The following is a 24,613-nucleotide window of genomic DNA, read 5'->3' on the forward strand; positions in this document are numbered from 1 at the left end:
CAGAGAAATGGAAAAACAAAATGGCGTGACACTGATCGAATTACTGATAGCTGTCGCCGTTATCGGAGTATTAACAGCATTAGCCTACCCTTCTTACCAAGCACATGTATTAAAAGGACATCGCTCTCAAGTTATGGCAGATATGATCAAGATTCAACTCAATCTAGAGGAAAGTTACTCTCAAACAGGAAGTTACGATGACTCAATAGTCACAGAGGGCACGTGCAGTTTCTGCGAAACGGATACGAACAGGTACAAGCTGGAAATTGATTCGTCAGGAATGGGGATGGATACTTATAAAATCATTGCCACACCACAGGCAAGTAGCGGGCAGGCTCAGGACAGCTGCAAAATCCTGACTCTAAATGCCGGAGGAATAGGAACTGCATCAGGTTCAGGACAATGTTGGTAGCTCCCTTACTTTGGTTAAATATCGCTAGTAATTGAATCATTGAAACCGCCTACACACCAATACAACCACCACAAAAAATGTAGCAACAAAAGTGTAGATGAAAAGACATAAAAAAGCCGGCAGATGCCGGCTTTTTCTATGATTGAGGATTGAACAATCAATTAACCTGTCAAATCGTCAAAAAACTTCTTCACACCATCGAAGAAGCCTTCTGACTTAGGCTTGTGCTTCTTTGCAGCAGAACCGCCCAAAGTCTCTTCCAGCTCCTGCAGCAGCTCTTTCTGGCGAGCGCTCAGGTTAACCGGTGTTTCTACCACCAGCTTACAGATCAGATCGCCCATAGCACCACCGCGAACAGATTTCACACCTTTGCCACGCATACGGAACATACGGCCAGTTTGTGTTTCTGAAGGTACTTTCAGGTTTACACGACCATCCAGGGTAGGAACTTCAACCTCACCACCCAACGCAGCCATGGTAAAGCTAACAGGAACTTCACAGTACAGGTTGTTGCCGTCACGCTCGAAGATGCTGTGCTGAGCCACATGCACCTGTACGTACAAGTCACCAGCCGGAGCACCGAATTCCCCAGCTTCACCTTCACCGGACAGGCGAATACGGTCACCCGTATCAACACCGGCAGGGATCTTCACAGACAGGGTCTTAGTTTCTTCTTTACGGCCCTGACCGTGACAAACATTACAAGGGTCTTTGATGATCTTGCCGCGACCATGACAATGCGGACACGTCTGCTGAACAGCAAAGAAGCCCTGACGCATCTGAACTTGGCCCTGACCGTGACAGGTCGAACAGGTTGTGGCCGATGTGCCTTTCTTCGCACCGCTGCCGTCACAAGAGTCACAGTGAACCATAGTCGGTACACGGATTTCTTTACTGCAACCGCGAACAGCTTCTTCCAGTGTCAGCTCCATGTTGTAGCGCAGATCTGCACCGCGCTGAGCACGCTGCTGACCGCCACGACGGCCACCACCACCGAAGATATCACCGAACACATCACCAAAGATGTCGCCGAAGTCAGCGCCGCCACCAAAGCCACCACCGCCGAAGCCGCCGCCACCCATACCACCTTGTTCGAAGGCTGCATGGCCGTACTGATCGTATGCCGCTTTCTTCTGCGGATCGGTCAGGATCTCGTAGGCGTTCTTAACTTCCTTGAATTTTTCAGCAGCCTGCTCGTCCCCCTGGTTACGGTCAGGGTGAAACTTCATTGCAAGGCGCTTATAAGCCTTTTTGATCTCGCGCTCAGACGCATCACGCGCTACGCCGAGAACTTCATATAAGTCACGTTTTGACATACTTATCTGTCACCTGCCTTAATACAGCTACGGGCGCAAGAGTATTCCTCCAACGCCCGCGCTCAAATAAGATTAAGAGTTACTTATTCTTATTTCTTGTCGTCTTTAACTTCTTCGAACTCAGCGTCTACAACATTGTCGTCTTGCTGTTGTGCCTGCTGCTCGCCTTCACCAGCTTGCGCCTGTTGAGCTTGAGCCTGCTGCTGAGCAATTTCCATCAGCTTCTGAGAAGCAGCGATTAGCGCCTGAACTTTAGCGTCGATCGCTTCTTTGTCTTCGCCTTTACGTGCTTCTTCAAGCTCGCTTACAGCAGCTTCAATCTTCTCTTTCTCGTCTGCAGGAAGTGCTTCGCCAGCTTCTTCAATCTGCTTGCGAGTACCGTGTACCAACTGATCAGCCTGGTTACGTGCAGTTACTAACTCTTCGAACTTCTTGTCCGCTTCTTTGTTAGCTTCTGCTTCCTGAACCATCTTCTCGATTTCGTCGTCGCTCAGACCACCAGAAGCCTGGATAGTAATGTTCTGCTCTTTACCAGTTGCCTTGTCTTTCGCAGAAACATGCAGGATACCGTCCGCATCCAGGTCGAAAGTAACTTCGATCTGAGGCATACCGCGAGGAGCCGGGTTGATACCTTCAAGGTTGAACTGACCAAGAGACTTGTTGTAGTTCGCTTGCTTACGCTCACCCTGAAGCACGTGGATAGTTACCGCGCTCTGGTTGTCTTCAGCAGTTGAGAACACCTGGTTCGCTTTAGTCGGGATAGTTGTATTCTTCTCGATAAGCTTAGTCATCACGCCGCCCATGGTTTCGATACCAAGAGACAATGGAGTAACGTCTAGCAGAAGAACGTCTTTAACGTCACCAGCAAGTACACCGCCCTGAACTGCAGCACCTACAGCTACTGCTTCATCCGGGTTAACGTCTTTACGAGCTTCCTTACCGAAGAACTCAGCAACTTTAGCCTGAACCATTGGCATACGAGTCTGACCACCAACCAGGATAACGTCAGTGATGTCGCCTACAGACAGGTCTGCGTCAGCCAGAGCAACTTTCATTGGCTCAAGAGAACGCTGTACCAGGTCTTCAACCAGAGACTCAAGCTTCGCACGAGTCACTTTGATGTTCATGTGCTTAGGACCAGTTGCATCTGCAGTGATGTAAGGTAGGTTTACATCAGTCTGCTGAGCAGAAGACAGCTCAATCTTCGCTTTTTCTGCAGCTTCTTTCAGACGCTGCATTGCAAGAGGGTCGTTACGCAGGTCGATAGACTGCTCTTTCTTGAACTCATCAACCAGGTAGTTGATCATGCGGTTATCGAAGTCTTCACCACCCAAGTGAGTGTCACCGTTGGTTGAAAGAACTTCGAAAGTCTTCTCGCCTTCAACTTCATCGATTTCGATGATAGAGATATCGAAAGTACCACCACCAAGGTCGTAAACAGCGATAGTACGGTCACCGCCTTGCTTATCAAGACCGTAAGCCAGTGCAGCAGCTGTTGGTTCGTTGATGATACGCTTAACTTCAAGACCTGCGATACGGCCGGCATCTTTAGTTGCCTGACGCTGAGAGTCGTTGAAGTACGCTGGTACTGTGATAACTGCGCCAGTTACTTCCTCACCCAGGAAGTCTTCTGCAGTTTTCTTCATCTTCTTAAGAACTTCAGCTGATACCTGAGGAGCAGCCATCTTCTGGCCTTTCGCTTCTACCCATGCATCGCCGTTGTCAGCCTTAACAATTTTGAAAGGCATGATTTCGATGTCGCGCTGAACTTCTTCATCTTCAAAGCGACGACCGATCAGACGCTTGATCGCAAATAGTGTGTTTTCAGGGTTTGTTACCGCCTGACGTTTAGCCGGCTGGCCAACCAGTGTTTCACCATCTTGAGTGTAAGCGATAACTGATGCAGTTGTACGCTCACCTTCTGCGTTCTCAATTACACGTGGTTTCTCACCATCAAGTACTGCTACACAAGAGTTAGTTGTACCCAAGTCAATACCAATGATTTTACCCATCAGGCTTTCTCCGAAATTCGTTTAGCTCTATTTGCCAGCCACTTAGTAATTTGACTGACAATGCGGCTGAGCCGCGGAAATTGTTTTACGATGTCGTATGACTACTAAATAAGGGCAGCCAATTTGTTTTCAAGGCCGACACCGAAAAAAAATCAAAAAAAATAAAAAAACCCGCAATTGCTGCGGGTTTCGTACAATTCTTACCCGCTTACGCTTGAGTATCAACGTTGCCTGAAGCGGCTTTCGATACCATAACCATCGCAGGGCGGATAACTCGGCCGTTCAGCTCGTAACCTTTCTGCATTACCAGCATTACGGTGTTTGGCTCATGCTCAGCGCTTTCCTGAATAGACATCGCTTGGTGGAATTCAGGGTTGAATGGCTGACCTTCCGGGTTGATCTGGTTCAGACCGAACTTAGCAACAGTGTCAGTCATTGTTTTCAGTGTCAGTTCAACACCTTCAATCATTGACTTGATTGCATCATCATTCTTATCTGCCATTTCGATAGCACGCTCCATGTTATCGATAACAGGCAACAGCTCTCCGGCAAACTTTTCAAGTGCATATTTACGTGCCTTGTCGATTTCCTGTTCGGTACGACGACGCATGTTTTCAACATCGGCACGAGCACGCAATACACTTTCCTGCTGCTCTTTTACTTTCGCTTCGCTAGTCAGCAGCGCAGCTTCAAGCTCAGCAATACGTGCAGCCTGAAGTTCCTGCTCTGTCATTTCTACTACTTCCTCAGCAGATTCAGCTTCAACCGCTTCTGCTTCAACAGTGTCTTGCTTCAGCTGTTCGTCCTGTACTTTCTTATCTTCGTTGCTCATGCTTTAGCTTCTCCGCCAAGATATTTTGTTTGTCGGCTGGTAGGAAAAAAGAGAATGGTCCTACCAAGAAAAAACGTATATGCGCATATTATGGGGATGAAGTTCAATGATTCAAGCCGAGATCACTCACAAAGCGCGACAAGAATCTAAACCTGACGCTATACTGGCTGCACTATTATTTTCGGATCAAAGACATGAAGCGACATTTCCAGACAATCGCGATCATCGGTAAACCGAGAAATCCCGACGCTTTGCAAACTCATAAAGCGCTGTATGACTGGCTTACCACCAAAGGGCATGACGTACTAGTCGACCACCGGTTGGCTAACGATCTCGATGTACCGCAGCGGGCGTTGTGCGATCTTCTGACGATCGGTGACAAAGCCGATCTGGCTATTGTTGTCGGGGGTGACGGAAATATGCTGGGTGCAGCCCGTGTGCTGTCGCGCTTTGATGTCGCCGTGATCGGAGTAAACCGCGGGAACCTGGGCTTCCTGACAGATCTGGACCCCGATGCGTTTGATTCCGAGCTGGAAAAGGTCTTACAAGGCGAATATATCACCGAAAAGCGTTTCCTGCTGGAGGCCGAGGTCCATCGCCACGGCCAGATAAAAAGCCGCAATGCCGCCCTGAACGAAGCGGTGCTGCATCCGGACAAGATCGCCCATATGATTGAGTTCGAAGTTTACATTGACGATAACTTCGCCTTCTCGCAACGTTCTGACGGCCTGATCATCTCGACTCCGACCGGCTCTACGGCTTATTCGCTTTCCGGCGGCGGTCCGATCCTGTCACCGAGCTTGAATGCGATTTCCCTGGTGCCGATGTTCCCGCACACCCTATCGTGCCGCCCGTTGGTTGTAGACGGCAACAGCAAAATCAAACTGCTGGTATCCCCTACCAACGGCAGCACTCTGGAAGTCAGCTGCGACGGCCAGGTTTCCCTGCCAGTCAGCCCGGGCGATGAAATTTACATCTACCGGAGCCCGGATCACCTCCAACTGATCCATCCCAAAAACTACAGCTACTACAGCGTGCTTCGCGGCAAACTTGGCTGGTCGAGCAAACTGTTCTGATCAGCGGTAAAAATCACCAATTCTCCTAAGCCAGCCCTATGCTGGCTTTTTTATTCCTGCCCATAATTAATTCTAATTTTCAGAAAGTTATCCAAAATCAAAATTACACAGCAAAATTTCATGACCAGCACTTTACTGTGTATAGATACAGTATATACTGTATGAAAAAACAGGTGTTGATTTAAACAGGTGAACACATGCTTGCCCATATGACCATCTCTAACTTTGCTATTGTTAAAAGCCTTGAATTCGAACTGAAGCCGGGCATGACCACCATTACAGGTGAAACCGGTGCCGGTAAATCCATATCTATTGATGCTCTCGGTTTATGCTTAGGCGATCGCGCAGAAGCGAGCATGGTGCGGCCAAACCAAGACAAAGCCGAAATCTCGGCGGCGTTTTCTCTACTTAATAACCAGTCGGCACGACGCTGGCTGGAAGACAATGAACTCAGCGACGGTGATGAGTGTATTCTTCGCCGCGTGATCACCAAAGAAGGCCGTTCCCGCGCCTTTATTAACGGCAGCCCGGTACCGGCTTCACAACAAAAAGCCCTGGGCCAGTTGCTGATCAACATCCACGGCCAGCACGCCCACCAGCAGTTAATGCGGGCAGACTACCAACAGCAGATGCTGGATCAGTATGCCGGCCACCACCTGCTAATGGATAAAACCCGCCAGTCGTATCAGATCTGGCGTCAGGCCCATAATGAACTCAAACGCCTGACCCAGAGCCGTGACGAAAATGAAGCGCAAAAACAGCTGCTGCAATACCAGGTAAAAGAGCTGGACGAACTGGCGCTAGGCGAGCACGAATATGCCGAAATCGAAGAAGAGCACAAACGCCTGTCTAACAGCGGTGAGCTAGCGGTTTCAAGCCAGACTGCCCTGTCGATGCTGTACGACAGCGACGAAGGCAATGCCCTGCAACTATTACAGATGGCAAGCCAACAAGTAATCAACTTAGGTGAAATGGATGCCAACCTGAAAGTGATCCCGGAAATGCTGGAAGACGCCATAATTCAGGTTCAGGAAGCCAGCCAGGAACTGCGCTGTTACCTTGATAACCTGGATATGGATCCGCAGCGCCTGATCTACTTGGAAGAACGCCTGGCGAAAATCATGTCACTGGCACGCAAGCACTATGTGATGCCGGACGAGCTGTACCAGAAGCACCAAGATCTACTGAAAGAGCTGGACGATCTAGACTGCAGCGATGAGCGACTGGAAGAAATGGCCGAGCAGGTTGAAGCCAAACGCCAGCTCTGCCTGACCAATGCCGAAAAACTAAGCAAGAGCCGCCAGCGGTATGCCAAAGAACTGGACAAGAAAATCTCAGAAAGCATGCACCAACTAAGCATGGAAAACGGTATTTTCAAAATCGATATCCAGAGCGATGCCGAACGTATGCTCAGCCCGCTGGGTTTTGACACCATCACCTTCCTGGTTTCAACCAACCCGGGGCAGCCATTGCAACCGCTGGGCAAAGTGGCCTCAGGCGGTGAGCTGTCGCGTATTTCCCTGGCCATCCAGGTGATCACAGCGCAGAAAATTGAAACTCCAAGCCTGATTTTCGATGAAGTCGATGTCGGTATCAGTGGCCCGACGGCTGCCATTGTCGGAAAAATGCTACGTACCTTGGGCGAGTCCACTCAGGTAATGTGTGTAACCCACCTGCCTCAGGTTGCCGGTTGCGGTCATCAGCAAATGTTCGTTGCCAAGAAGAGCACCAAGGGACAAACTGAAACCAACATGTACCCGCTGACCAACGACGAGCGAGTATCTGAGCTAGCAAGGCTGCTTGGCGGTAGCGAAATCACCGACCGCACCCTGGCAAATGCAAAAGAACTGCTGTTTGCAGCGTAAATCGAATAAACTTAAAGGCTGATGCAACTAATTGGCTGTACAGCAGTCTCAATTACAGTTTTTTTCTTAGACCGCTTTTTTACTTCTGCATGGAGCTTGTTTATCATCGCAGCAGTAAAAACGAATTTGCCGGGATGCTATGAGTTGGAAAAGCCTTGCTGCACTAACACTGGCTGCAAGCCTGTTAGGTGGCTGTTCAGTCGTTGAACGACTGGTGTACCGAATCGATATCAATCAGGGTAACTTCCTGGAGCAACAGGATGTCGATACCCTGAGGTACGGAATGAATAAAGAACAAGTACGTTACGTACTGGGTTCACCGATGCTGGTTGAACCGGAATACCCGAACACCTGGTATTACGTCTACTACCACAAGCCGGGCCACAACGAGCCAGTCCAGAAGAATCTGGTACTGAAGTTCAACGCCCAGAATCAGCTTGTTGCTCTGTCAGGTGATTTTGAAGCCGGTCCGAAATTCATGGACCCGATTAACTGACAAATACAACAGACACAAAAAAGCTCGCCAATCACCTTGGCGAGCTTTTTTATTGCCGCTGTCAACCTATTTTATTTTAGGACTAGACACGCTATCTGATACCAGACAGTAATCCGAGCTTATTTTGCTGCTTTGGCAGCTTGCGCCTCTTGCTTTGCCTGCTCAGCACGCTTACGGCGGATCTCTCTTGGATCTGCAATTAACGGGCGGTAAATCTCAATCCGGTCACCGTCGTGAACCATAGCATCCAACCTGACATTACGGCTATACACGCCGACTTTGTTCTTCTTCAGATCGATCTCAGGATACATCTCCAGTACACCGGACTGCTCAATGATTTCCTGTACTTTAGTATCCGGCGTGATCGCCAGCTTAATCACCCGCTGGACGTGAGGCAGCGCATACACCACCTCAACATGAATCAGTTTTTCTTCAGAACTCATAAACTTCTCGGGCTCGTTGGGTAAACGCGTTCACCATATTGTTAGTCAGCTCGCGGAACACCTTACCGAACGCCGCTTCAACAATGCCATTGGTAAATTCAAAATCCAGCTTCAGTTCCACTTTACAGGCCTCGGCATCCAGCTCAATAAAATGCCAGCCACCAGCCAAGCGCTGGAACGGGCCTTCAACCAACTGCATGTCGATCTTATTACCGTGGACAAGCTGGTTACGGGTGACGAATGTCTTTTTTATACCGGCTTTGGAAACATCGACCGATGCCATCATATGTTGATCAGAACTCTCTAAGATTTTCGTCCCTGAACACCCTGGCAAAAACGCAGGGTAAGACTCGACATCATTAACAAGTTCAAACATTTGCTTCGCACTAAAAGGAACCAGTGCAGAGCGACTAATCTGAGGCATAGTTTCTCCTTTACCCATCATAAGTGCCTCATCCCACAAGTATTTCGCCAAAACACCGCAAAACCTAGGAAGAAGAGGTAGCTCAATGATACCATTACTCAGCAATCAGCCAAAATCCGTGCAAAGCTCACAGTACGGGGCGCAACGTAACCCCGCCGCTTATGCACTTCGACCGGGCCGACCTCCTCTGGCCCGGGACAGCATTAAAAATAGACGAGTATTATGGCAAAGAAAAAACCAAGCAAACCGGGCAGCAATACCATTGCAAAAAACAAAACCGCCCGTCATGAATTTTCTATTCAGGATGAATACGAAGCAGGCCTTGAGCTTCAGGGCTGGGAAGTAAAAGCGATCCGTTCCGGCAAAGTGAACATCTCTGAAAGCTACGTATTCCTGCGTAACGGTGAAGCCTTTATTTCCGGTGTTACCATCACCCCACTGAATGCCGCTTCTACCCACGTTGTCGCCGATCCAACACGTACCCGTAAACTACTTCTGAACCGCCGCGAAATCGACAGGCTGACCGGTGCGGTAAACCGCGACGGTGAAACCATCGTAGCCCTTAACATGTACTGGAAAGGTTCATGGGTTAAACTGAAAATAGGTACAGCGAAAGGTAAGAAGTTGCACGACAAGCGCGCCGACAAGAAAGATCGCGACTGGCAGCGCGACAAGCAGCGCATCATGAAGCACAGCATGCGCTAAGTCGCCTTGGCCCAAGCGATTGTTTTATAAGCATCCGGGCCAAGTGTGCAGACAATAATATTGACACAACAGATTTACCTGATAACATCTGTTGTTCTCTGGGGCTGATTTAGGATTCGACAGGATCACGAAGGCTCATGGAGCATGCCGAGGTGCGGTTGGCCTCGTAAAAAAGCCGCAAAAAAATAGTCGCAAACGACGAAAACTACGCACTAGCAGCTTAATAACCTGCTGAGAGCACTTCTGCCCTAGCTTCCGCTTGTAAGACGGGGAATCACAGGAGTTCAAACCCAAACAAGATAGCGAGGGAAGCTTTGACCGGAGAGCTGAACCGCGAAATAGAATTCTGGTATGTACTAGCATGGCGTGTCTACCCGCAGTGCTCTTACGAGAATATAGATAGACTAAGCATGTAGCGCCATTAGTTAGACTGGTTTTGGACGCGGGTTCAACTCCCGCCAGCTCCACCAAACATACGTATGTTGACGTTCATTAACGTCCAGAAAGCCCGCTAAGGTATTAACCTAGCGGGCTTTTTTGTATCTGTAACCCCCTAAGACGTCCACCAGCGTCCACAATTTTTGGTATTCCAGCTGGTATTCCAAGTCAACTGGATTACACTCATGGAATACCAATCGCAATGGAGGCGGCTGTTCATGGGTAGAACAACGACACGATTAACACAGAAAGAAATTGAGCACGCCAAACCAAAAGTAAAAGACTACGTTCTCTCTGATGGTGATGGACTTCAACTACGTATTCGTACTAATGGCTCGAAACTGTGGAATTTCAACTATCGCCACCCCGTGACCAAAAAACGTATCAACATGGGATTAGGTCCATACCCAGAGCTCTCACTGGCCAATGCTCGCAAGCGCACTATGGATGCGAGAGAACTTGTTGCTAACGGCATTGACCCAAAAGTTCATCGTGAGCAGCAGAAGCGTCAAGAACAAGCTGTAACAGAGCATATCCTTGTGAAGGTTACTGCTGACTGGTTTGAAATTAAAAAACACAGTATTACAGAAGACTATGCCAAGGATATTTGGCGATCTTTGGATAAAGATATTTTTCCAACAATTGGGCAACTCCCAATTTCACAGATTACCGCTCCGGTAGTGATTGATGTACTTCGCCCAATAGAAGCGAAAGGTAGTCTTGAAACTGTTAAACGCCTTACACAACGCTTAAATGAAGTGATGAACTATGCCGTTAACTGTGGCCTCATACACGCAAATCCCCTAACAGGCATTAAAGCAGCATTCAAAAATCCCAAAAAAGAGAATATGGCAACACTCAAACCTGAAGAGTTACCAGAACTAATGGCAGCCATAGCGAATGCAAGCATTAAACGTACTACGCGCTGTTTGATTGAATTCCAACTACACACGATGACACGCCCAGCAGAAGCAGCTGGAGCTCAATGGGAAGAAATTGATTTTGACAATAAGATTTGGACAATCCCTGCTGAACGTATGAAAAAACGTCGAGAGCATCGTATTCCGCTAACAGAGCAGGCATTGACCATTCTTGAAGCAATGATGCCTATCAGTAAGAACCGAGAATACATCTTCCCTTCAGATCGCGATCCAATGAAACCATGCAATAGCCAGACAGCGAATATGGCTCTTAAGCGAATGGGATTTGCTGGGCGTTTAGTGAGTCATGGCCTTCGTTCTATCGCAAGTACAACTTTAAATGAGCAAGGCTTTGAACCCGACCTGATTGAAGCAGCTCTTGCCCATGTCGATGCAAACCAAGTACGCAGTGCCTACAACCGCACCGATTATATGGAGCGTCGGATACCTATGATGGTCTGGTGGAGTGGACATATTGAACAAGCATCACAAGGCTCTCTATCTGTTTCAGGGCTCAAAAATTTAAAGGCTGTGATTTAATTTAGTTCAATCAGCTTAAATATTGCCTAATGAGATTTTTAGGCAGTATGAACACTGTAAATCCCCACAATATCAAATAGCTATGCACTTAACATCTACGTTGTGGCTTCGCAAGTCTGCTTGGTATCGAAAAATGTGTAAAAAATAGCAATTCGGACTATATGAGACATAAAATTGCGCATAGTGATACGAATTAATAATAAATGATGCGCAATAATCTCACTCAATTGCGCACATGCGCACTTTTAACAAAAGTTCAAACAATGATGTTATAACTCATTTTTGGACATTTCTGAGTTAGACTCATTGCTCGATATAGGAAAAAATAGATTAGCAAAAGTATTGGTAACGCCGCATTAAGGTGTGAGCAACGCTACCACCAAACCTAAACCATACCACCATAAACACAAAACCCAACGCGAAGACAAAAATGCCAAGCGTTGGGAATCACTCTTAAATGCTTTGTAGGTTTACTTAGCTAACACACCATAAGCAACGTCATTTTCGACGCGAACTATCTTTATACCCTTACGAGTAAAATCTACATCTGCATAATCTAGCCTTAGACGATCGGCGTTATATATATCAAATGTTAAGTAAGTAAATTGAGCATAAGGCTGTTCAAAATAGTTTTTGTAATCAACTTTGTATTTTTTGACGATGCTTTCGCCAGGTCTAACGGTTATTGGTTCAAATTCTGAAGAGTTGGAGCCCACTTCATACATAGAATGACCAAAACTTAAAGAGCCTACTTTTGAGCCTGTAAGTACGTAAAATTTACTAATATTTAGTGATTTAGTAGATTTTTCATTGTCAAACAAGACTGTAAAATAAATAGTATTTTGATAGGCCCTGGCATCTGCAACACGTATATTGAACTCATTGATATCATTTGATAAAGCTTCAGGGCTCAAACTTCCACTAAAAATCTCAATGATTTTCTTCTGAAATGGAGCCATACACTCACGAATTGATTCACGCTCTTTCAGGTTAGCTGCATCACTTTCCATGTATTTGAAAAAAGCTTTGCTTTCGTCCTGATTCACTTCAGCCCCAATTACAATTGATTTATCTTCAATTGCCCCACTAACACCAGCTTTATCTTTGCCTGATAGAGAAGTATCCGACAAGCAAGTCCTTTCTGCATACTTCAATAAAGCAGCAGCTTGCTTCTCCTGTCTTGTATCTTCTTTAACATTTGTAGTCTTAGACGGGCTACAACCCACAATTAACGCCAATAAAAAAACAGCAATAGCTCTTTGCAACATAACTTTTTTAATAAATTTAGACACATAATTCATGAACTATACAACAGAACAATAAATTGTCATAAATCAATTAGGTAACTGTGCGGCGTAAAAAGGAAACCTAACAGCATATTAGGCAGCATGCTCAATAACACGCACACGCACACCATCTCGAATGCATTCTAACCACTTTGCTATGATTATCAATCACTTAAGCCCTAAATTGATATTTATGTACGGTTTTACGTTCGGTAAAAGCAAGCATGCACGTATAACGAGACCTCATATGTACTCACCAATAGAAAATAATACTCATATTTTCAGCAGCATAAGCTGGTTTTGTCCTCAGCAAAGAGAGCAATTTTTGTCTCGTTAATACCCCAAGATTTGCAGAAATAAGAGGCTTTAACTTATAACTGTATATAAGCACAGGCCTTTTCGGGTTACTCGTTAATGAGCTGTGAAGCTTAGACCGGTTGAGCACGATAAGAAAATTTAAGGCAAAATCAGATGAACAAACTATGAATAAGCATTTACTTTAAGCAGGAATGGGGCAAAAATCATTTAGCCCTTTCGCCAAATTGAGCCACTAGGCATAAGTAAGTACAGGTAATATGTTTAACACTGTGCAAGACACTCCTTCCGCATACCTATACAAAAATGGCAAGGTTTTTCACCTTGCCATTTCTTATTACGCATACCAACCATCAGCCAACACTTCAGCCTGCTCCAATACAAGCTTAATTGCCTCTTCTGCCGCATCAGGCGGGTACTTCCAGCGACGCAGTAGTCGGCGTACGAGATTACGCATACGAGCACGCACACTTTCTCGTTTCTGCCAGTCTACCGTGGCAGACTTGCGTAGTTGATTGGTCAACTCGATTGCCAGCATCCGTAGATTGTTATCTCCAAGTTCACGAACAGAGGCTTCATTAGTCACCAAAGCTCGATAGAAGGCGATTTCATCAACAGAAAGATTGAGCTCATCCATCATCTCCGCATCAGCCTGCATTTCTTTGGCCCAACGAATCAACTCTTCAATCACCTGTGCTGTTTCGATATTGCGGTTATGATACTTCTGAAGAGTCGCCATGATGCGATCAGAGTATTTCTTCTCCTGTACCACATCATTTTTCATTCTGGCCTTAACCTCATCACGAAGCAGCTTTTCGAGCAACTCCACAGCAAGGTTCTTCTCCTTCATATGCTTCACATCTTCGAGAAACTCTTCAGATAACAGACCGATATTTGGCTTGTCTAACCCAACTGTTTTGAAGATATCGTCAACGCCGTCCGCAACAATGGCATTGTTTAAGATTTGCCGAAGGGCAGAGTTTCTCTGCTCGTCACTGCGTTTCTTGTCCACCGTCGAATGCTTCAGGAAAGCGGTTTTAATCGCGCCGTAAAACGCTATCTCGCTTTTATAACCATCAACCTCATCTAAGGTGTTACATAGCGAGAATGCCTTCATTAATGCAGCCATGGTATCGAGAAAGCGACGTTTCCCATCCCTCACCTCCTCACCTTTGCTGTTCTTATGACTCAATCCGGATATATGGTTTACTGCTCCCGGAAGTAACTGCAAAGGCTTAGATTCAAAATCAGGTCGGTAATCGTATACCTGTCCATCAACAGGAGTCGCAAACATACCGCGCACCACATCCATTTTTTCCATCAAAATGGAGAAAGCCTCTGCGGTATCAACTGTTGGCTGCCCCTTGCCTTGACTGTTGGTATAGGTTTTGAGGGCGTTTTTTAACTCATTAGCAATGCCGATGTAGTCAACCACTAAACCGCCGGGTTTATCTTTAAACACCCGGTTTACACGAGCGATAGCCTGCATCAGGTTATGTCCACGCATCGGCTTGTCGACGTACATGGTATGACAACATGGGGCATCAAACCCAGTAAGCCACATATCACGTACAATCACGAGTTGCAGTTCATCTGCCGTGTCTTTATAGCGTTTTTCAAACAGCTTTTTGGTTTTCTTGTCGTAAATGTGTGGTTGCAATTTCTCTTTGTCAGAAGCACTGCCCGTCATGACTATCTTGATAGCCCCTTTATTAGGATCGTCATGGTGCCATTCCGGTTTGATAGTAACAATGGCGTTATACAAATCCACGCAGATCTCGCGGCTCATCGCCACTATCATAGCTTTACCGGGGAAGGTTTCTGTGCGAGTGGCGAAGTGTTCAACCAAGTCTTTGGCAACCTGCTCAATTCTTGGCTCTGCACCCACCAATTTTTCTAGCGCTGACCACTGAGATTTTATCTTTTCTCTCGCTTCTGTCTCTTCGTCTTCACCGATCTCGTCTTCGACTTGGTCATTAAGCTGCTCTATTTCTTCTTGGTTGATATCAAGCTTTGCAAGACGTGACTCGTAATAGATTGGCACCGTCGCACCATCATCTACCGCATCCTGAATGTCATAGATTGAGACATAGTCACCAAATACACCACGGGTGTCCTTATCGTCCATAGCGATAGGCGTACCTGTAAAGCCGATAAACGCAGCATTGGGCAGGGCGTCTCGCATATACTTCGAATAGCCGTAGACATACCGCTGTCCGGTCACGTTGCCTTCTGCGTCTTTGACATCAACTAACCGTGCTTTATTCCCATATTGACTGCGGTGTGCCTCATCGGAAACCACCACTATATTGGAGCGTTCAGAAAGCTTAGGGTGCTCATCCTCACCATCAAGGAGAGAGAATTTTTGAACGGTGGTGAAGATGATCCCACCTGACTGGCGATTGAATAGCAACTCGCGCAACATATCACGATCATCTGCCTGCTGAGGAATCTGCTTCAGCGTTTCCTGTGCCATCGTAAACGTGTTAAAGAGCTGACCATCCAGATCATTTCTGTCTGTCACCACCACCAGCGTTGGGTTGTTCATCTCTGGCTGTTGCAGGAGTTTGCTTGCATAACAAACCATTGAGATGCTCTTACCACTACCTTGAGTATGCCAGACTACACCCGCTTTTTTACTGCCGGAAACAATGGTATTGGCGTAATTCCCCTTCGACTCACCTAGGCTATCCGTTGTGGCCGCCATTACCGTTGCCTTAACCGCTGCTCTCACTGCATGGAATTGATGATAACCCGCGATTTTCTTAATGAGCTTGTCACCGTCGCTCTCGAACAGTACAAAATAACGGATATAATCGAGTAGCAGTTCTGGTTTAAAGAAGCCACGCACCATCGTCTCAAGTTGAAACTCTAACAGGGGCTTGTCGTCTTCACTTTCAATGGTTTTCCACGGAAGAAAGCGCTCTTTGTTAGCTGTGAGCGAACCTACCCTCGCAGTCCAACCATCGGAGATCACCAACGCTTCATTAAAGGCAAACAGGTCGGATATTTCTTCTTTGTAGGTTTGAAGCTGATTATAGGCATTCCAGATATCTGCATGGTCATCCGCCGGGTTTTTCAGCTCTATAACGGCAATAGGTAACCCATTAATAAAGACCACTACATCGGGACGGCGATTACCTTTGCTTCCGGTAATGGTGAACTGATTCACCACCAAAAACTCGTTGTTGTCTGTGTTCTCAAAATCCATCAACCGGATATGGGTGCTTTTCGCTACTAGCTGTCCGTCTTCAACCACTGAGTAATCAACAGGAACACCTTCAATCAGATGTTTGTGAAACGCTTTATTGTTTTTGATCAGTACAGGCGTTTCTGGTGTAGTAACGGTATTAGCGACTTCAACCAAGGTATCGTGAGGAATGGTAGGGTTTAATCGCTCTAGTGAAGCGATAAGGCGTGACTTAAGAGCAACTTGATGGTAGTCATCGCGTTCCGGCGAATCACCCTCTGGGGCGATGTCATAGCCATTTTGATACTGGTATCCTAGCGTTTTAAACCAGTCTAGGCATTGTAGTTCTAATTGATCTTCGGTGATCATCATGTGCCTAATCCTTATTTATTCCATGCACTTTTAATCAGTCGTCCGGTTTGGTTATAGATACCAACTTGCTCTATGTAATGATGAAAATCACTGTTCTCCGCCACGATACGGTTAGCCGATTGCCAATCCACACTAGTGCGCTCCTTTGCAGGGATCAAAATTTGACTGTCGAACAGTGAGTCAGTGTCAAGTAGCAGCACACCAATACCATGAAGGCTGGCGAGCATCTGAAGCTCACCTTCGACATCACTATTCAGCCCTGTGGCAACCAGATAGCCGAAGTTAGCCCAGCTCGAATTGGACACAGCTTGGAAGAAGTACTTGCGGACATTACCTTTCGTGAGGTGCTTTTTGACCTCAAATGACCATAGCCGAACCGAGCTGTGGTTGCCGCTACGAACACAGCTCCGGACAATCTCATCCCACCCCTGATCCAGTGGCTCTAATGCCACAATGTCAGGGTGAAGCCAGTGGTTGCCACCATTACCATGGCTGTTTTTCGACTTTCGCTCATCAATACGCAGACAAGACAATCCCAAATCTTTGCTTAGATATTCAATCAGCATTGGATAGAGATCATGCTCACTAAGACTCTGCGACACCAACGGCGTATCCACTTCAGGTTCATCAAGCTCTTCGTGACTAACATCAAGGGCTGAGAAGTCAGGATTCGCTTCCCAATAGTAGATCCTTGGTCGCGGTTTATCGCGGGTTGCCACATTGGCACACGCTCTTTGGGCTGCTTTAGTGCGCTGACCACCCACCTCAGCAGCAAGCTGGGCAATCAGCTTTTCTTCAGTGTCATAGCGTGGATTGGTTTGCTTTTCTGCGATCTCGTCTGGATAGCGAACCATAAACTCTTTGGCTAAATCCCGAGCAGTAAACTTACTCTCAGGATTGGCCTTGAGTGTTTCGATAATCATTTCTACTCGGGTTGCCATTAGCTTGCCTCTACCATTTGCTCGGTTTGACCTAACTCGATTTCGCCGGAAAGCAATTTAGGAAGAAGTGTGTCGCGTAGCTTTGCTAGCTCAATATTGGACTTATGATTCTCTTCAATCATCGCCTTCATTGGCTTAACTAGTTCACTGAACTTTTGAGCCAAAGCTTTTGGTGGAACAACAAACTTAGGCATTTCCATACCCGCAGTAGGAAGCATGTTTACCGTAGTGCCGTTAGTAAAGCCTTGTACCTGCCTCACGAATCGCCCCTTACCGAATAAACGCTCTATGAACTCTGGCGTCATATTTGAATTCTTTTTAGGTCTTACTCTGTAAGTGTGATGGCTAAAGAAACCATGAGCTAAATGTTTAGGAACCATTGCGCCATAACCGATTAGAAGATGGTTATGGCCCTGCTCGGTATTTGCCACAAGAACATCGCCTTCTTGAATTGCAAACTTTTCTTTGAACTCCTCGCTGTAGAACTTAAGTCCTGCATACTTGTAGCCACCGCCTTCCAAAACAGAGTTAAGGTTGTGCATAGGGACGCCTTCATCAAGAGAACCTACCAAACCTTTTCCTTTGTAGCTGAAGCCACGTAGAACATCGAGCTGACTCTTTGCTTCCTTAACTGACCACCCATCTGGAATCAAACCCAACTCAGACTCAACGAGCTTTTCTGGGAAAAGCGAGGCAGTAGCGGCATCCATCCCTTCCGGTTGCTCGCCGTTCATTTTGGCTTTAACGGGATCGAAATCAACAAACCACGACTTGAAGATCGCTTGTGCCATTTCTTCTAGGGTCTGGTTGGTTCTGGAATTCAAACCAATTTTGGCATCAATTGCTGCTAAAAAACCGCCTATTTGTTGTTGAACTGGCAACGGTGGAAGCGAAAACTCCAAACCCGTAATATCTGTCTTTAACACTCTTGGGACAGTAGAGCCTCGTGTACATGCTTCTAGCTGAGACTGATTATGCGGGCCTAAAAGAGCATAGAGAAGAAAATCTGAGTCAATGATATCGCCATTTCCCCTCAATGCCATGATACGACGGGTTATATGATACGTCTTATCGGTAGGAAAAGGGGCGACCTCACCAACTGGAGCTTCAGTCGTAATTAGTACATCACCTTCTTGAGGAAAACCTCTAGTTGTGACTTTTTCATACGTTTCTTGTGAAATATAAGAAACTTTATCCTTCAATACGCGACCATCTTTCACACTGGCAGCAGTAAGAACAGCTATACCTGTTTCTGACTTTGGTGGTGTTTTTCCTCGATAATCAATGATGGTTGAAAGAACATCATTTAAAGCGACAACAGGCCATTCAGAACTCATAACCCAACCCCGCTAGATTCTTCTTAATCTCCGCTTCTAACGTTGCTGACTCTACAAACTGTTCGCTTAACTTAGCGGTTAGTGTTGCCATCTTCTCAGCAAAAGGAACACCATCATCCTCTTCCTCAGCCGCACCTACGTAACGCCCCGGAGTTAGAACAAAGTCATGCTTAGTGATTTCATCCAGCGTTGCTAACTTACAGAAGCCTGCTTGGTCTTCGTAGCTAACACCATTAATTTCTTCGCCTGTTTTCCAAGCGTGGTACAGATCAGCAACTTTCAGGATATCTTCACGAGTAAAGTCACGCAGAACACGGTCTTTCATGTATCCGAGGTTACGTGCATCGATAAACAGCACTTCACCTTTACGGCTACGCAATTTACGTCCTGCCTTATCGGTACGAGCATCCTTGTTCTTAGTTAGGAACCAAATACACGCAGGGATCTGAGTGTTGGTAAAGAGTTGCCCCGGAAGTGCGACCATACACTCCACTAAATCATTCTCGATAAGCGCTTTGCGAATTTCGCCTTCATTATTGGTTGTTGAACTCATCGAGCCGTTAGCCAGCAATAGGGCTTGAGAGCCTTCTGGTGCAAGGTGATGAAGCATATGCTGCATCCACGCAAAGTTTGCGTTACCCGATGGTGGTTGGCCGTATTTAAAGCGTGGGTCGTTATCATCAACACCTGTATTCCATTCCTTCATGTTGAATGGTGGGTTCGCCATAATGAAATCAGCACGTAGGTCAGGATGTTGGTCGTTGGTGTAGGTACTCGCTGGCTCTTTACCGAAATCATAATCCAAACCACGGATCGCCATGTTCATCGCCGCTAGCTGCCATGTAGTGTAGTTGTATTCTTGACCATAAATAGAGATCTTCTGCTTTTGCGTCAGTGGGTCGATTTCTTTTTGGTTAGCTCTACGCTCAATGAACTTCTCTGATTGCACAAAGAAGCCGCCTGAACCCATTGCAGGGTCATACACACGACCTTCAAACGGTTCAATCATTTCAACAATCAGCGATACGATTGACGCTGGCGTGTAAAACTGACCACCTTTTTTACCCTCAGCAAGCGCAAACTGACCAAGCATGTATTCGTATACGTGACCGAGGATATCTTTACTATTTAGCGACTTATGGTCAAAAGGAATGGTGGCAATCAAGTTGATTAGCTCATTCAATTTCGCTTGGTCAATCTTCAGACCAGAGTAAGACTTGTTGAGTACGCCTTTCAGTTTCGAGTTGTCGCGCTCGATACCCTCCAGTGCGTTGTCAATCAGGTGACCAACAGAGGTGATCTTTTTAACCTTTCCATCAATCTCAAGATCGGCACCACCAATCACACGAGGGCCGTTGTCTTGTAGGAACTGCCAGCGAGATTCGGTTGGTAGCCAGAATACGTTCTTCTCGGTGTAGAAGTCGCGTTGTTCAAGTTCAACCGCAATCTCGGCTGCCAATTCTTCTTCGGAGAAGTCAGCAGGGTCTAGGTAGTATTCGTGTTCTGGGTTAGCGAGGTCTGCTTTAATCTCGTCCTGACGCAGCTTAAACGCATCAGAAACGTATTTAACGAAGATTAAGCCAAGTACAGCGTGTTTGTATTGTGCTGCATCTAACGTTGAGCGCAGCTTGTCTGCCGCAGTCCAGAGCTTGCTTTCAAGCTCTTTCAGGAATAGTTGTTCTTGTTGGTTCATTTCGGTTTTCTTTGATTCGAAAAATTGCCCGTATTCTATCAGTAACTAGGGTGTTTTCATTGATTCCTGCCTTACTTAAATGATTTTTATGACGCAACGAGCATACAATGAAAGCTTGAAACAAAGGTAAACATGTAGGTTAGAAGAAAGCGTTTAAGTAAGAAGATACATCACACAACTACGATTGATTAAAACTCATTCATGTACCATTCATACTGCTTAACTCATAGTAGCTAAGTCTCAATATTTCAGGAAGGTAAGTATGTTTGAAGAAGAATTAACAGAAGCCCGAAAGAATTATGATGATGCTTGTGACCATCATGCCCAAATGGCGGACTTGCACCGCGACGGAGCAATCTCCGATGAAGAGTTAATAGAAGCAATAGAAGAAATGCGTCAAGCTCAAGAGGATTTAGAGGAAGCACGGAGCCACTACTGTTGACATGAAGGTAGGGGAAACAAATAAGCTTACCTCCTTATACCGTGAAAAAGTCGTCTTGCTCCACCAATATCGTCCAGGTTGAAATTGGTCGAGTATCAAATCCCGACTAATCTGCTTTAATCTTTGAGCACTTAATTTTCATTATTCGGTGACTAGATCGGGTACTTCATTAACGCCACTATCACCAATAGTTGGAGCACCATCTACTGATACACCATCGCAGCTTATATAAACCTTTCCGTTACGACGAATCTGTGTACACTCTTCTGGTATCACTTCCTTCTCAACAATTTTTTCAACTTCAACTTCCTTTTCCACAACTTTTTCTACTTCGATCGGCTTCTCGACAACTTTAATTAAAGGCTCCTCTGTCGCCCAACGATATAATCGGTATAGACCGATGGCAAAAGTAACAATAATAACAAGCGCAAAAAACAACATTAATGTCACTTTCATCCAACCCAGAATGCGGTTTCTTCGAGATCGTGAACGTAAATCAGCTTCCTCCCTTCTCAATTTATCCTCTTCAATCTTTAGTATGTTTATATTATTTTTTTCTTCTTCATCTTTGACATAAGCCTCATTTAAATTTAATGCAATCTCCTGTTCTATTTCCTGTTTCTTCAGCTTCTGAGCACCTATTTCAATCTCTTCAGCAATGCGCTTTCTTTCAAAATCTAATTCTTTTCTCTGTCTCTCTAATCTAATTTGAAAGTCAGACTCTTCTTGCTTCAAACGAGAAACCCGCTCTAACTCCTGCTCTTTCTTCTTCTCATTATTTTCATATTTAGCATTAACTTTCTTTTTCACTTCGTCTTTTTTCTTCGTCTCAGATAACAACTGAGCTCTCCGAATTGCGTGCATCTGTGTTAAGTCTAGGCTGCGCATCAAGTATCCTCTCCAGTTCTTCTGCAGTGACATCCTCTGGCACAGGAATTATTCTCTCGTGAATTATCACCTGTGGGTCTTTGACAAAAACAGGCTCAGGTACCTTTTTTATTTTTTCTATATAAATAGGAACCTCTGTAGGTACTTCAACAATCTTGTCCACCTCAACTGGTACTTCAACACGTACCTCTACTGGAACCTCTTTAATCTTTTCAACAACTTTCTCAACTTCAACCTCTACCTCAACAACCTTTTCAACTTCTTTTTCCACTAAAACTTCCTGTTCGACGATACGCTCTACTTCTATTTCTTTTATCTTCTTTCTCCTATAAGCCCACACACGGAAATATCGAATCATTTTTTTATAAACAACCTCTCTTTTAGACTTACGCTTTCTTCTTTGTTTAAAGCTATCTGAAAGGTTAGCAATTATCGCTCGCTTCTTACGAAGAACCATCAACTTTAAGTAACCAGCAACCTTCTTCAACAAAGCATTTCTAATTGATTTACGCTGCCTAATATTTTTCCGTCTCGATTCACGTAAACTTTTATTACCTTCAGAATTCAGAGCTAAATATAAATTCAAAATAAAATAAACAGGATAAATCAAAAAAGACACAAAACTAACAAAAACCCCAAAGGGGTCTTTAGGCTTGAAGCCAAACATTCCTGTCACAGCTAACACAATTCGTTCATAAGCTGCTTTTTTCATTTCAAAACTAGATTCAATCCCTGCAAATTCATTTTTATTATTACGATCTGATATTTTCTGACTTCTAATATCAGACTGAAGTTTATCTAAATTAGCCTCAAGCTTTTCAATTCGAAGTTCTTTTTTATCTCGACTTCGATTCAAGCTTTTTACGTCTAATTCTAAAAGTGCAGCTTGGTCTTCAAAAGCGTTCACGGAGGAAGCACAATCTGGTACTGAAGCACAATCTATTGCTTTTAGGCGGCGGGAACTAGCTTGCTCGGATAACTCTTTTATCTGACTGTTTTTCTCATTAATTTGTCTATTAATAAATATCTGACCTTTTCTCAATTGTAACAGTTGCTGCTCTAATGAAGCGGCCTCACTTTCTAATGTCGTTAAAAAATCAGTATTGTTTGATGTGCGGACTTTAACTTCCTCAACCTTTCTAATTTCTGTCGTTGCCAGTGTACTCAAATAGCTATTTATTCCTGAATAACAAAGAAATGAAAAAGCCGGAACTAGAAACCATATAACAACTTTCAAAATACGACTTGTAGTGCACCACTCACTTATAACTGCTGATGTCCATAGCAAAACAGCAATTTCCGAACAACCAAGCAATATTCCAAATGGAGAAATAGGAACAAATGAAAACCAAGGTTCAGCATGGAACAGAACGTCGTATCCCATAACATTAAATGTAACAACCATGAAGCCCATTATTAATAACATCACTTTCAATAAAAGGTATTCAGGTATACTTTTTTGTATTGACTTAAACATTAGTAAACTTCTGACTTCATATATTTGTTAATGTTTTCCGAATTTAATATATACATTTCTTCCCTACCATAGTCACTCATAAACTTGTTATATAACCCCATATCACCTTCGACTAAATTCCAATATGGTTGGTAATCTGAATACACTCTCCTAATGAAATCATCAGTATCAGGTTTATTTGGAATATATGGCCTATGAAAGCCAACCTCCGCCCCTTTCTGGATTTTTTTACTTACTCCTGCTGCATATATAAAACCACACGATGAGTAACACTTCATATACTTATCAGCATCAGTAGACCAATTATGATTATGGATGTACTGACCTATTTTCAGACCTTCATTAACAAAACCTCCAGGGCTATGAAGCATTAACCGGTCTAAATCAATATTTTTATTCTTATAGTGTTTAACATAAGCTAAGAACTTTCTATAAGCGTCTTTAGTAATTGGTCCTTCGCCATATAAGTAAAAACCTTGTTCATCTTCTCCTAGCATAAAATTAAGTTTATTAGAAAATTGTAGTGGGTGTTTGAACTGCTCTGGTGCTCTTACATCAAATGAGTAACTCGGGAAAAGTGGAACGTTAAGAACACTCATCTTTGATTGATTTTTATTAGTTACTTCATCATCCTTTTTCGTACTATTTTGATTACTAGCTTTTCCTTTATTAGGTATCAAAGATGCCGACTGCTCATTCTGTTTATCATCAAACTCAATTTCTTTAATGCTTTTCGTTTCTTGCAATACTAAACTAGGAGATGTTGTTTGAGGTTTAGGCTGTTCAGGTGACTTTGAAGCAGTTGAACTTTCTTTAGCTTTTAACTCAGGTCCCATATCTTTCAAATTAAGTCCAACATCTTGATTGCCATCCAAGACCTTCACACTCTCGCTGGTGAAATACTCTTTCGTGCTACAACCAAGCATAGATACACTCACGAGAAGGCTCATCTTCATATATCTAATGCTTTTACATGAAAAAAAACGACTTATTGCATTCATGACAATGAACCAACATCACCAAACACACCCCGAGTATAAAACAGAGTGCACACCATTGCAGTTGGTAAAAGCTAACTTTAAAAAATACCCACGAAATCGCGTGAATCAGCAAAAATATAAACGAAAAAAAAACACGGAAGCAGAATACGATATATTACACTAATAAAAACACCCAAATCTTACACTCAACAA

General features: G+C 44.8%; 20 protein-coding genes and 1 other RNA gene. 8 read left to right on the forward strand and 13 right to left on the reverse strand.

Annotated elements, in window-relative coordinates; translation table 11 throughout:
- The first annotated feature begins 7 nt into the window (after positions 1–7).
- Complete coding sequence (locus tag AACQ93_RS13930; RefSeq protein ID WP_064605714.1) at positions 8–412, forward strand: type IV pilin protein; 405 nt, start codon at positions 8–10, stop codon at positions 410–412.
- Between the two features lie 161 nt (positions 413–573).
- On the opposite strand, the gene dnaJ is transcribed toward AACQ93_RS13930, so the two are convergent.
- From dnaJ to grpE, 3 genes are all read right to left on the reverse strand, one after another.
- The gene (gene dnaJ / locus AACQ93_RS13935) at positions 574–1,728 is read right to left on the reverse strand and encodes a molecular chaperone DnaJ (RefSeq protein WP_007464705.1); all 1,155 of its coding nucleotides are present in this window, start codon (positions 1,726–1,728) and stop codon (positions 574–576) included.
- Between the two features lie 89 nt (positions 1,729–1,817).
- Positions 1,818–3,740: a molecular chaperone DnaK gene (dnaK, locus tag AACQ93_RS13940; RefSeq protein ID WP_064605716.1), complete on the reverse strand. Its 1,923-nt coding sequence runs from the start codon at positions 3,738–3,740 to the stop codon at positions 1,818–1,820.
- Positions 3,741–3,948: 208 nt separating this feature from the next.
- Complete coding sequence (gene grpE, locus AACQ93_RS13945) at positions 3,949–4,572, reverse strand: nucleotide exchange factor GrpE (RefSeq protein ID WP_064605718.1); 624 nt, start codon at positions 4,570–4,572, stop codon at positions 3,949–3,951.
- Between the two features lie 194 nt (positions 4,573–4,766).
- On the opposite strand from grpE, the gene nadK reads away from it, so the two are divergent.
- From nadK to bamE, 3 genes are all read left to right on the forward strand, one after another.
- The gene (gene nadK / locus AACQ93_RS13950; RefSeq protein ID WP_007464712.1) at positions 4,767–5,648 is read left to right on the forward strand and encodes an NAD(+) kinase; all 882 of its coding nucleotides are present in this window, start codon (positions 4,767–4,769) and stop codon (positions 5,646–5,648) included.
- A gap of 197 nt (positions 5,649–5,845) precedes the next feature.
- Positions 5,846–7,513, forward strand: a complete 1,668-nt coding sequence (gene recN / locus AACQ93_RS13955) for a DNA repair protein RecN (RefSeq protein WP_007464714.1) — start codon at positions 5,846–5,848, stop codon at positions 7,511–7,513.
- 139 nt (positions 7,514–7,652) lie between these two features.
- A complete protein-coding gene (gene bamE, locus AACQ93_RS13960) occupies positions 7,653–8,009 on the forward strand; it encodes an outer membrane protein assembly factor BamE (RefSeq protein ID WP_064605720.1) in 357 nt (118 codons plus the stop codon).
- 119 nt (positions 8,010–8,128) lie between these two features.
- Here bamE and AACQ93_RS13965 read toward each other — a convergent pair whose 3' ends face one another.
- Both AACQ93_RS13965 and AACQ93_RS13970 read right to left on the reverse strand, forming a co-directional pair.
- Positions 8,129–8,452: an RnfH family protein gene (locus tag AACQ93_RS13965; protein ID WP_007464717.1), complete on the reverse strand. Its 324-nt coding sequence runs from the start codon at positions 8,450–8,452 to the stop codon at positions 8,129–8,131.
- Complete coding sequence (locus AACQ93_RS13970) at positions 8,442–8,876, reverse strand: SRPBCC family protein (protein ID WP_007464719.1); 435 nt, start codon at positions 8,874–8,876, stop codon at positions 8,442–8,444. Before AACQ93_RS13970 ends, AACQ93_RS13965 begins: the two co-directional genes overlap by 11 nt.
- A 222-nt stretch (positions 8,877–9,098) precedes the next feature.
- On the opposite strand from AACQ93_RS13970, the gene smpB reads away from it, so the two are divergent.
- The 3 genes from smpB to AACQ93_RS13985 all read left to right on the forward strand — a co-directional run bounded on the left by smpB (position 9,099) and on the right by AACQ93_RS13985 (position 11,479).
- On the forward strand, positions 9,099–9,581 hold the full coding sequence (gene smpB, locus AACQ93_RS13975; protein ID WP_007464721.1) for an SsrA-binding protein SmpB: 483 nt from the start codon (positions 9,099–9,101) through the stop codon (positions 9,579–9,581).
- Positions 9,582–9,681: 100 nt separating this feature from the next.
- Positions 9,682–10,051, forward strand: a transfer-messenger RNA (tmRNA) gene (gene ssrA, locus AACQ93_RS13980).
- Between the two features lie 186 nt (positions 10,052–10,237).
- Positions 10,238–11,479 carry an integrase domain-containing protein gene (locus tag AACQ93_RS13985; RefSeq protein ID WP_064605722.1) on the forward strand — a complete coding sequence of 414 codons (1,242 nt, stop codon included), beginning with the start codon at positions 10,238–10,240 and terminating at the stop codon, positions 11,477–11,479.
- A 470-nt stretch (positions 11,480–11,949) separates the two neighbouring features.
- Here the strand turns inward: AACQ93_RS13985 and AACQ93_RS13990 are convergent, their stop codons facing one another.
- From AACQ93_RS13990 to AACQ93_RS14010, 5 genes are all read right to left on the reverse strand, one after another.
- On the reverse strand, positions 11,950–12,771 hold the full coding sequence (locus AACQ93_RS13990) for a hypothetical protein (protein ID WP_064605724.1): 822 nt from the start codon (positions 12,769–12,771) through the stop codon (positions 11,950–11,952).
- 646 nt (positions 12,772–13,417) lie between these two features.
- Positions 13,418–16,639, reverse strand: a complete 3,222-nt coding sequence (locus tag AACQ93_RS13995; protein ID WP_064606725.1) for a type I restriction endonuclease subunit R — start codon at positions 16,637–16,639, stop codon at positions 13,418–13,420.
- Between the two features lie 14 nt (positions 16,640–16,653).
- Complete coding sequence (locus tag AACQ93_RS14000; protein ID WP_064605726.1) at positions 16,654–17,583, reverse strand: COG2958 family protein; 930 nt, start codon at positions 17,581–17,583, stop codon at positions 16,654–16,656.
- Positions 17,583–18,920 carry a restriction endonuclease subunit S gene (locus tag AACQ93_RS14005; RefSeq protein WP_064605728.1) on the reverse strand — a complete coding sequence of 446 codons (1,338 nt, stop codon included), beginning with the start codon at positions 18,918–18,920 and terminating at the stop codon, positions 17,583–17,585. Before AACQ93_RS14005 ends, AACQ93_RS14000 begins: the two co-directional genes overlap by 1 nt.
- A complete protein-coding gene (locus AACQ93_RS14010) occupies positions 18,910–20,613 on the reverse strand; it encodes a class I SAM-dependent DNA methyltransferase (protein WP_064605730.1) in 1,704 nt (567 codons plus the stop codon). Before AACQ93_RS14010 ends, AACQ93_RS14005 begins: the two co-directional genes overlap by 11 nt.
- A 262-nt stretch (positions 20,614–20,875) precedes the next feature.
- On the opposite strand from AACQ93_RS14010, the gene AACQ93_RS14015 reads away from it, so the two are divergent.
- Positions 20,876–21,055 (forward strand): hypothetical protein, encoded by a 180-nt coding sequence (locus tag AACQ93_RS14015; protein WP_064605732.1) that lies wholly within the window; start codon positions 20,876–20,878, stop codon positions 21,053–21,055.
- A gap of 141 nt (positions 21,056–21,196) precedes the next feature.
- Here the strand turns inward: AACQ93_RS14015 and AACQ93_RS14020 are convergent, their stop codons facing one another.
- Genes AACQ93_RS14020 through AACQ93_RS14030 form a run of 3 tightly spaced genes read right to left on the reverse strand, consistent with a single transcriptional unit; the run spans position 21,197 to position 24,376 of the window.
- Entirely contained in the window at positions 21,197–21,943 is a 747-nt protein-coding gene (locus AACQ93_RS14020; protein WP_157097570.1) for a hypothetical protein, read from the reverse strand.
- Entirely contained in the window at positions 21,885–23,420 is a 1,536-nt protein-coding gene (locus AACQ93_RS14025; RefSeq protein WP_064605736.1) for a hypothetical protein, read from the reverse strand. Before AACQ93_RS14025 ends, AACQ93_RS14020 begins: the two co-directional genes overlap by 59 nt.
- Positions 23,420–24,376 (reverse strand): hypothetical protein, encoded by a 957-nt coding sequence (locus tag AACQ93_RS14030; protein WP_064605742.1) that lies wholly within the window; start codon positions 24,374–24,376, stop codon positions 23,420–23,422. Before AACQ93_RS14030 ends, AACQ93_RS14025 begins: the two co-directional genes overlap by 1 nt.
- Positions 24,377–24,613: the final 237 nt, after the last annotated feature.

Source organism: Photobacterium sp. J15 (assembly GCF_963870815.1).
Lineage (GTDB): Bacteria > Pseudomonadota > Gammaproteobacteria > Enterobacterales > Vibrionaceae > Photobacterium > Photobacterium marinum.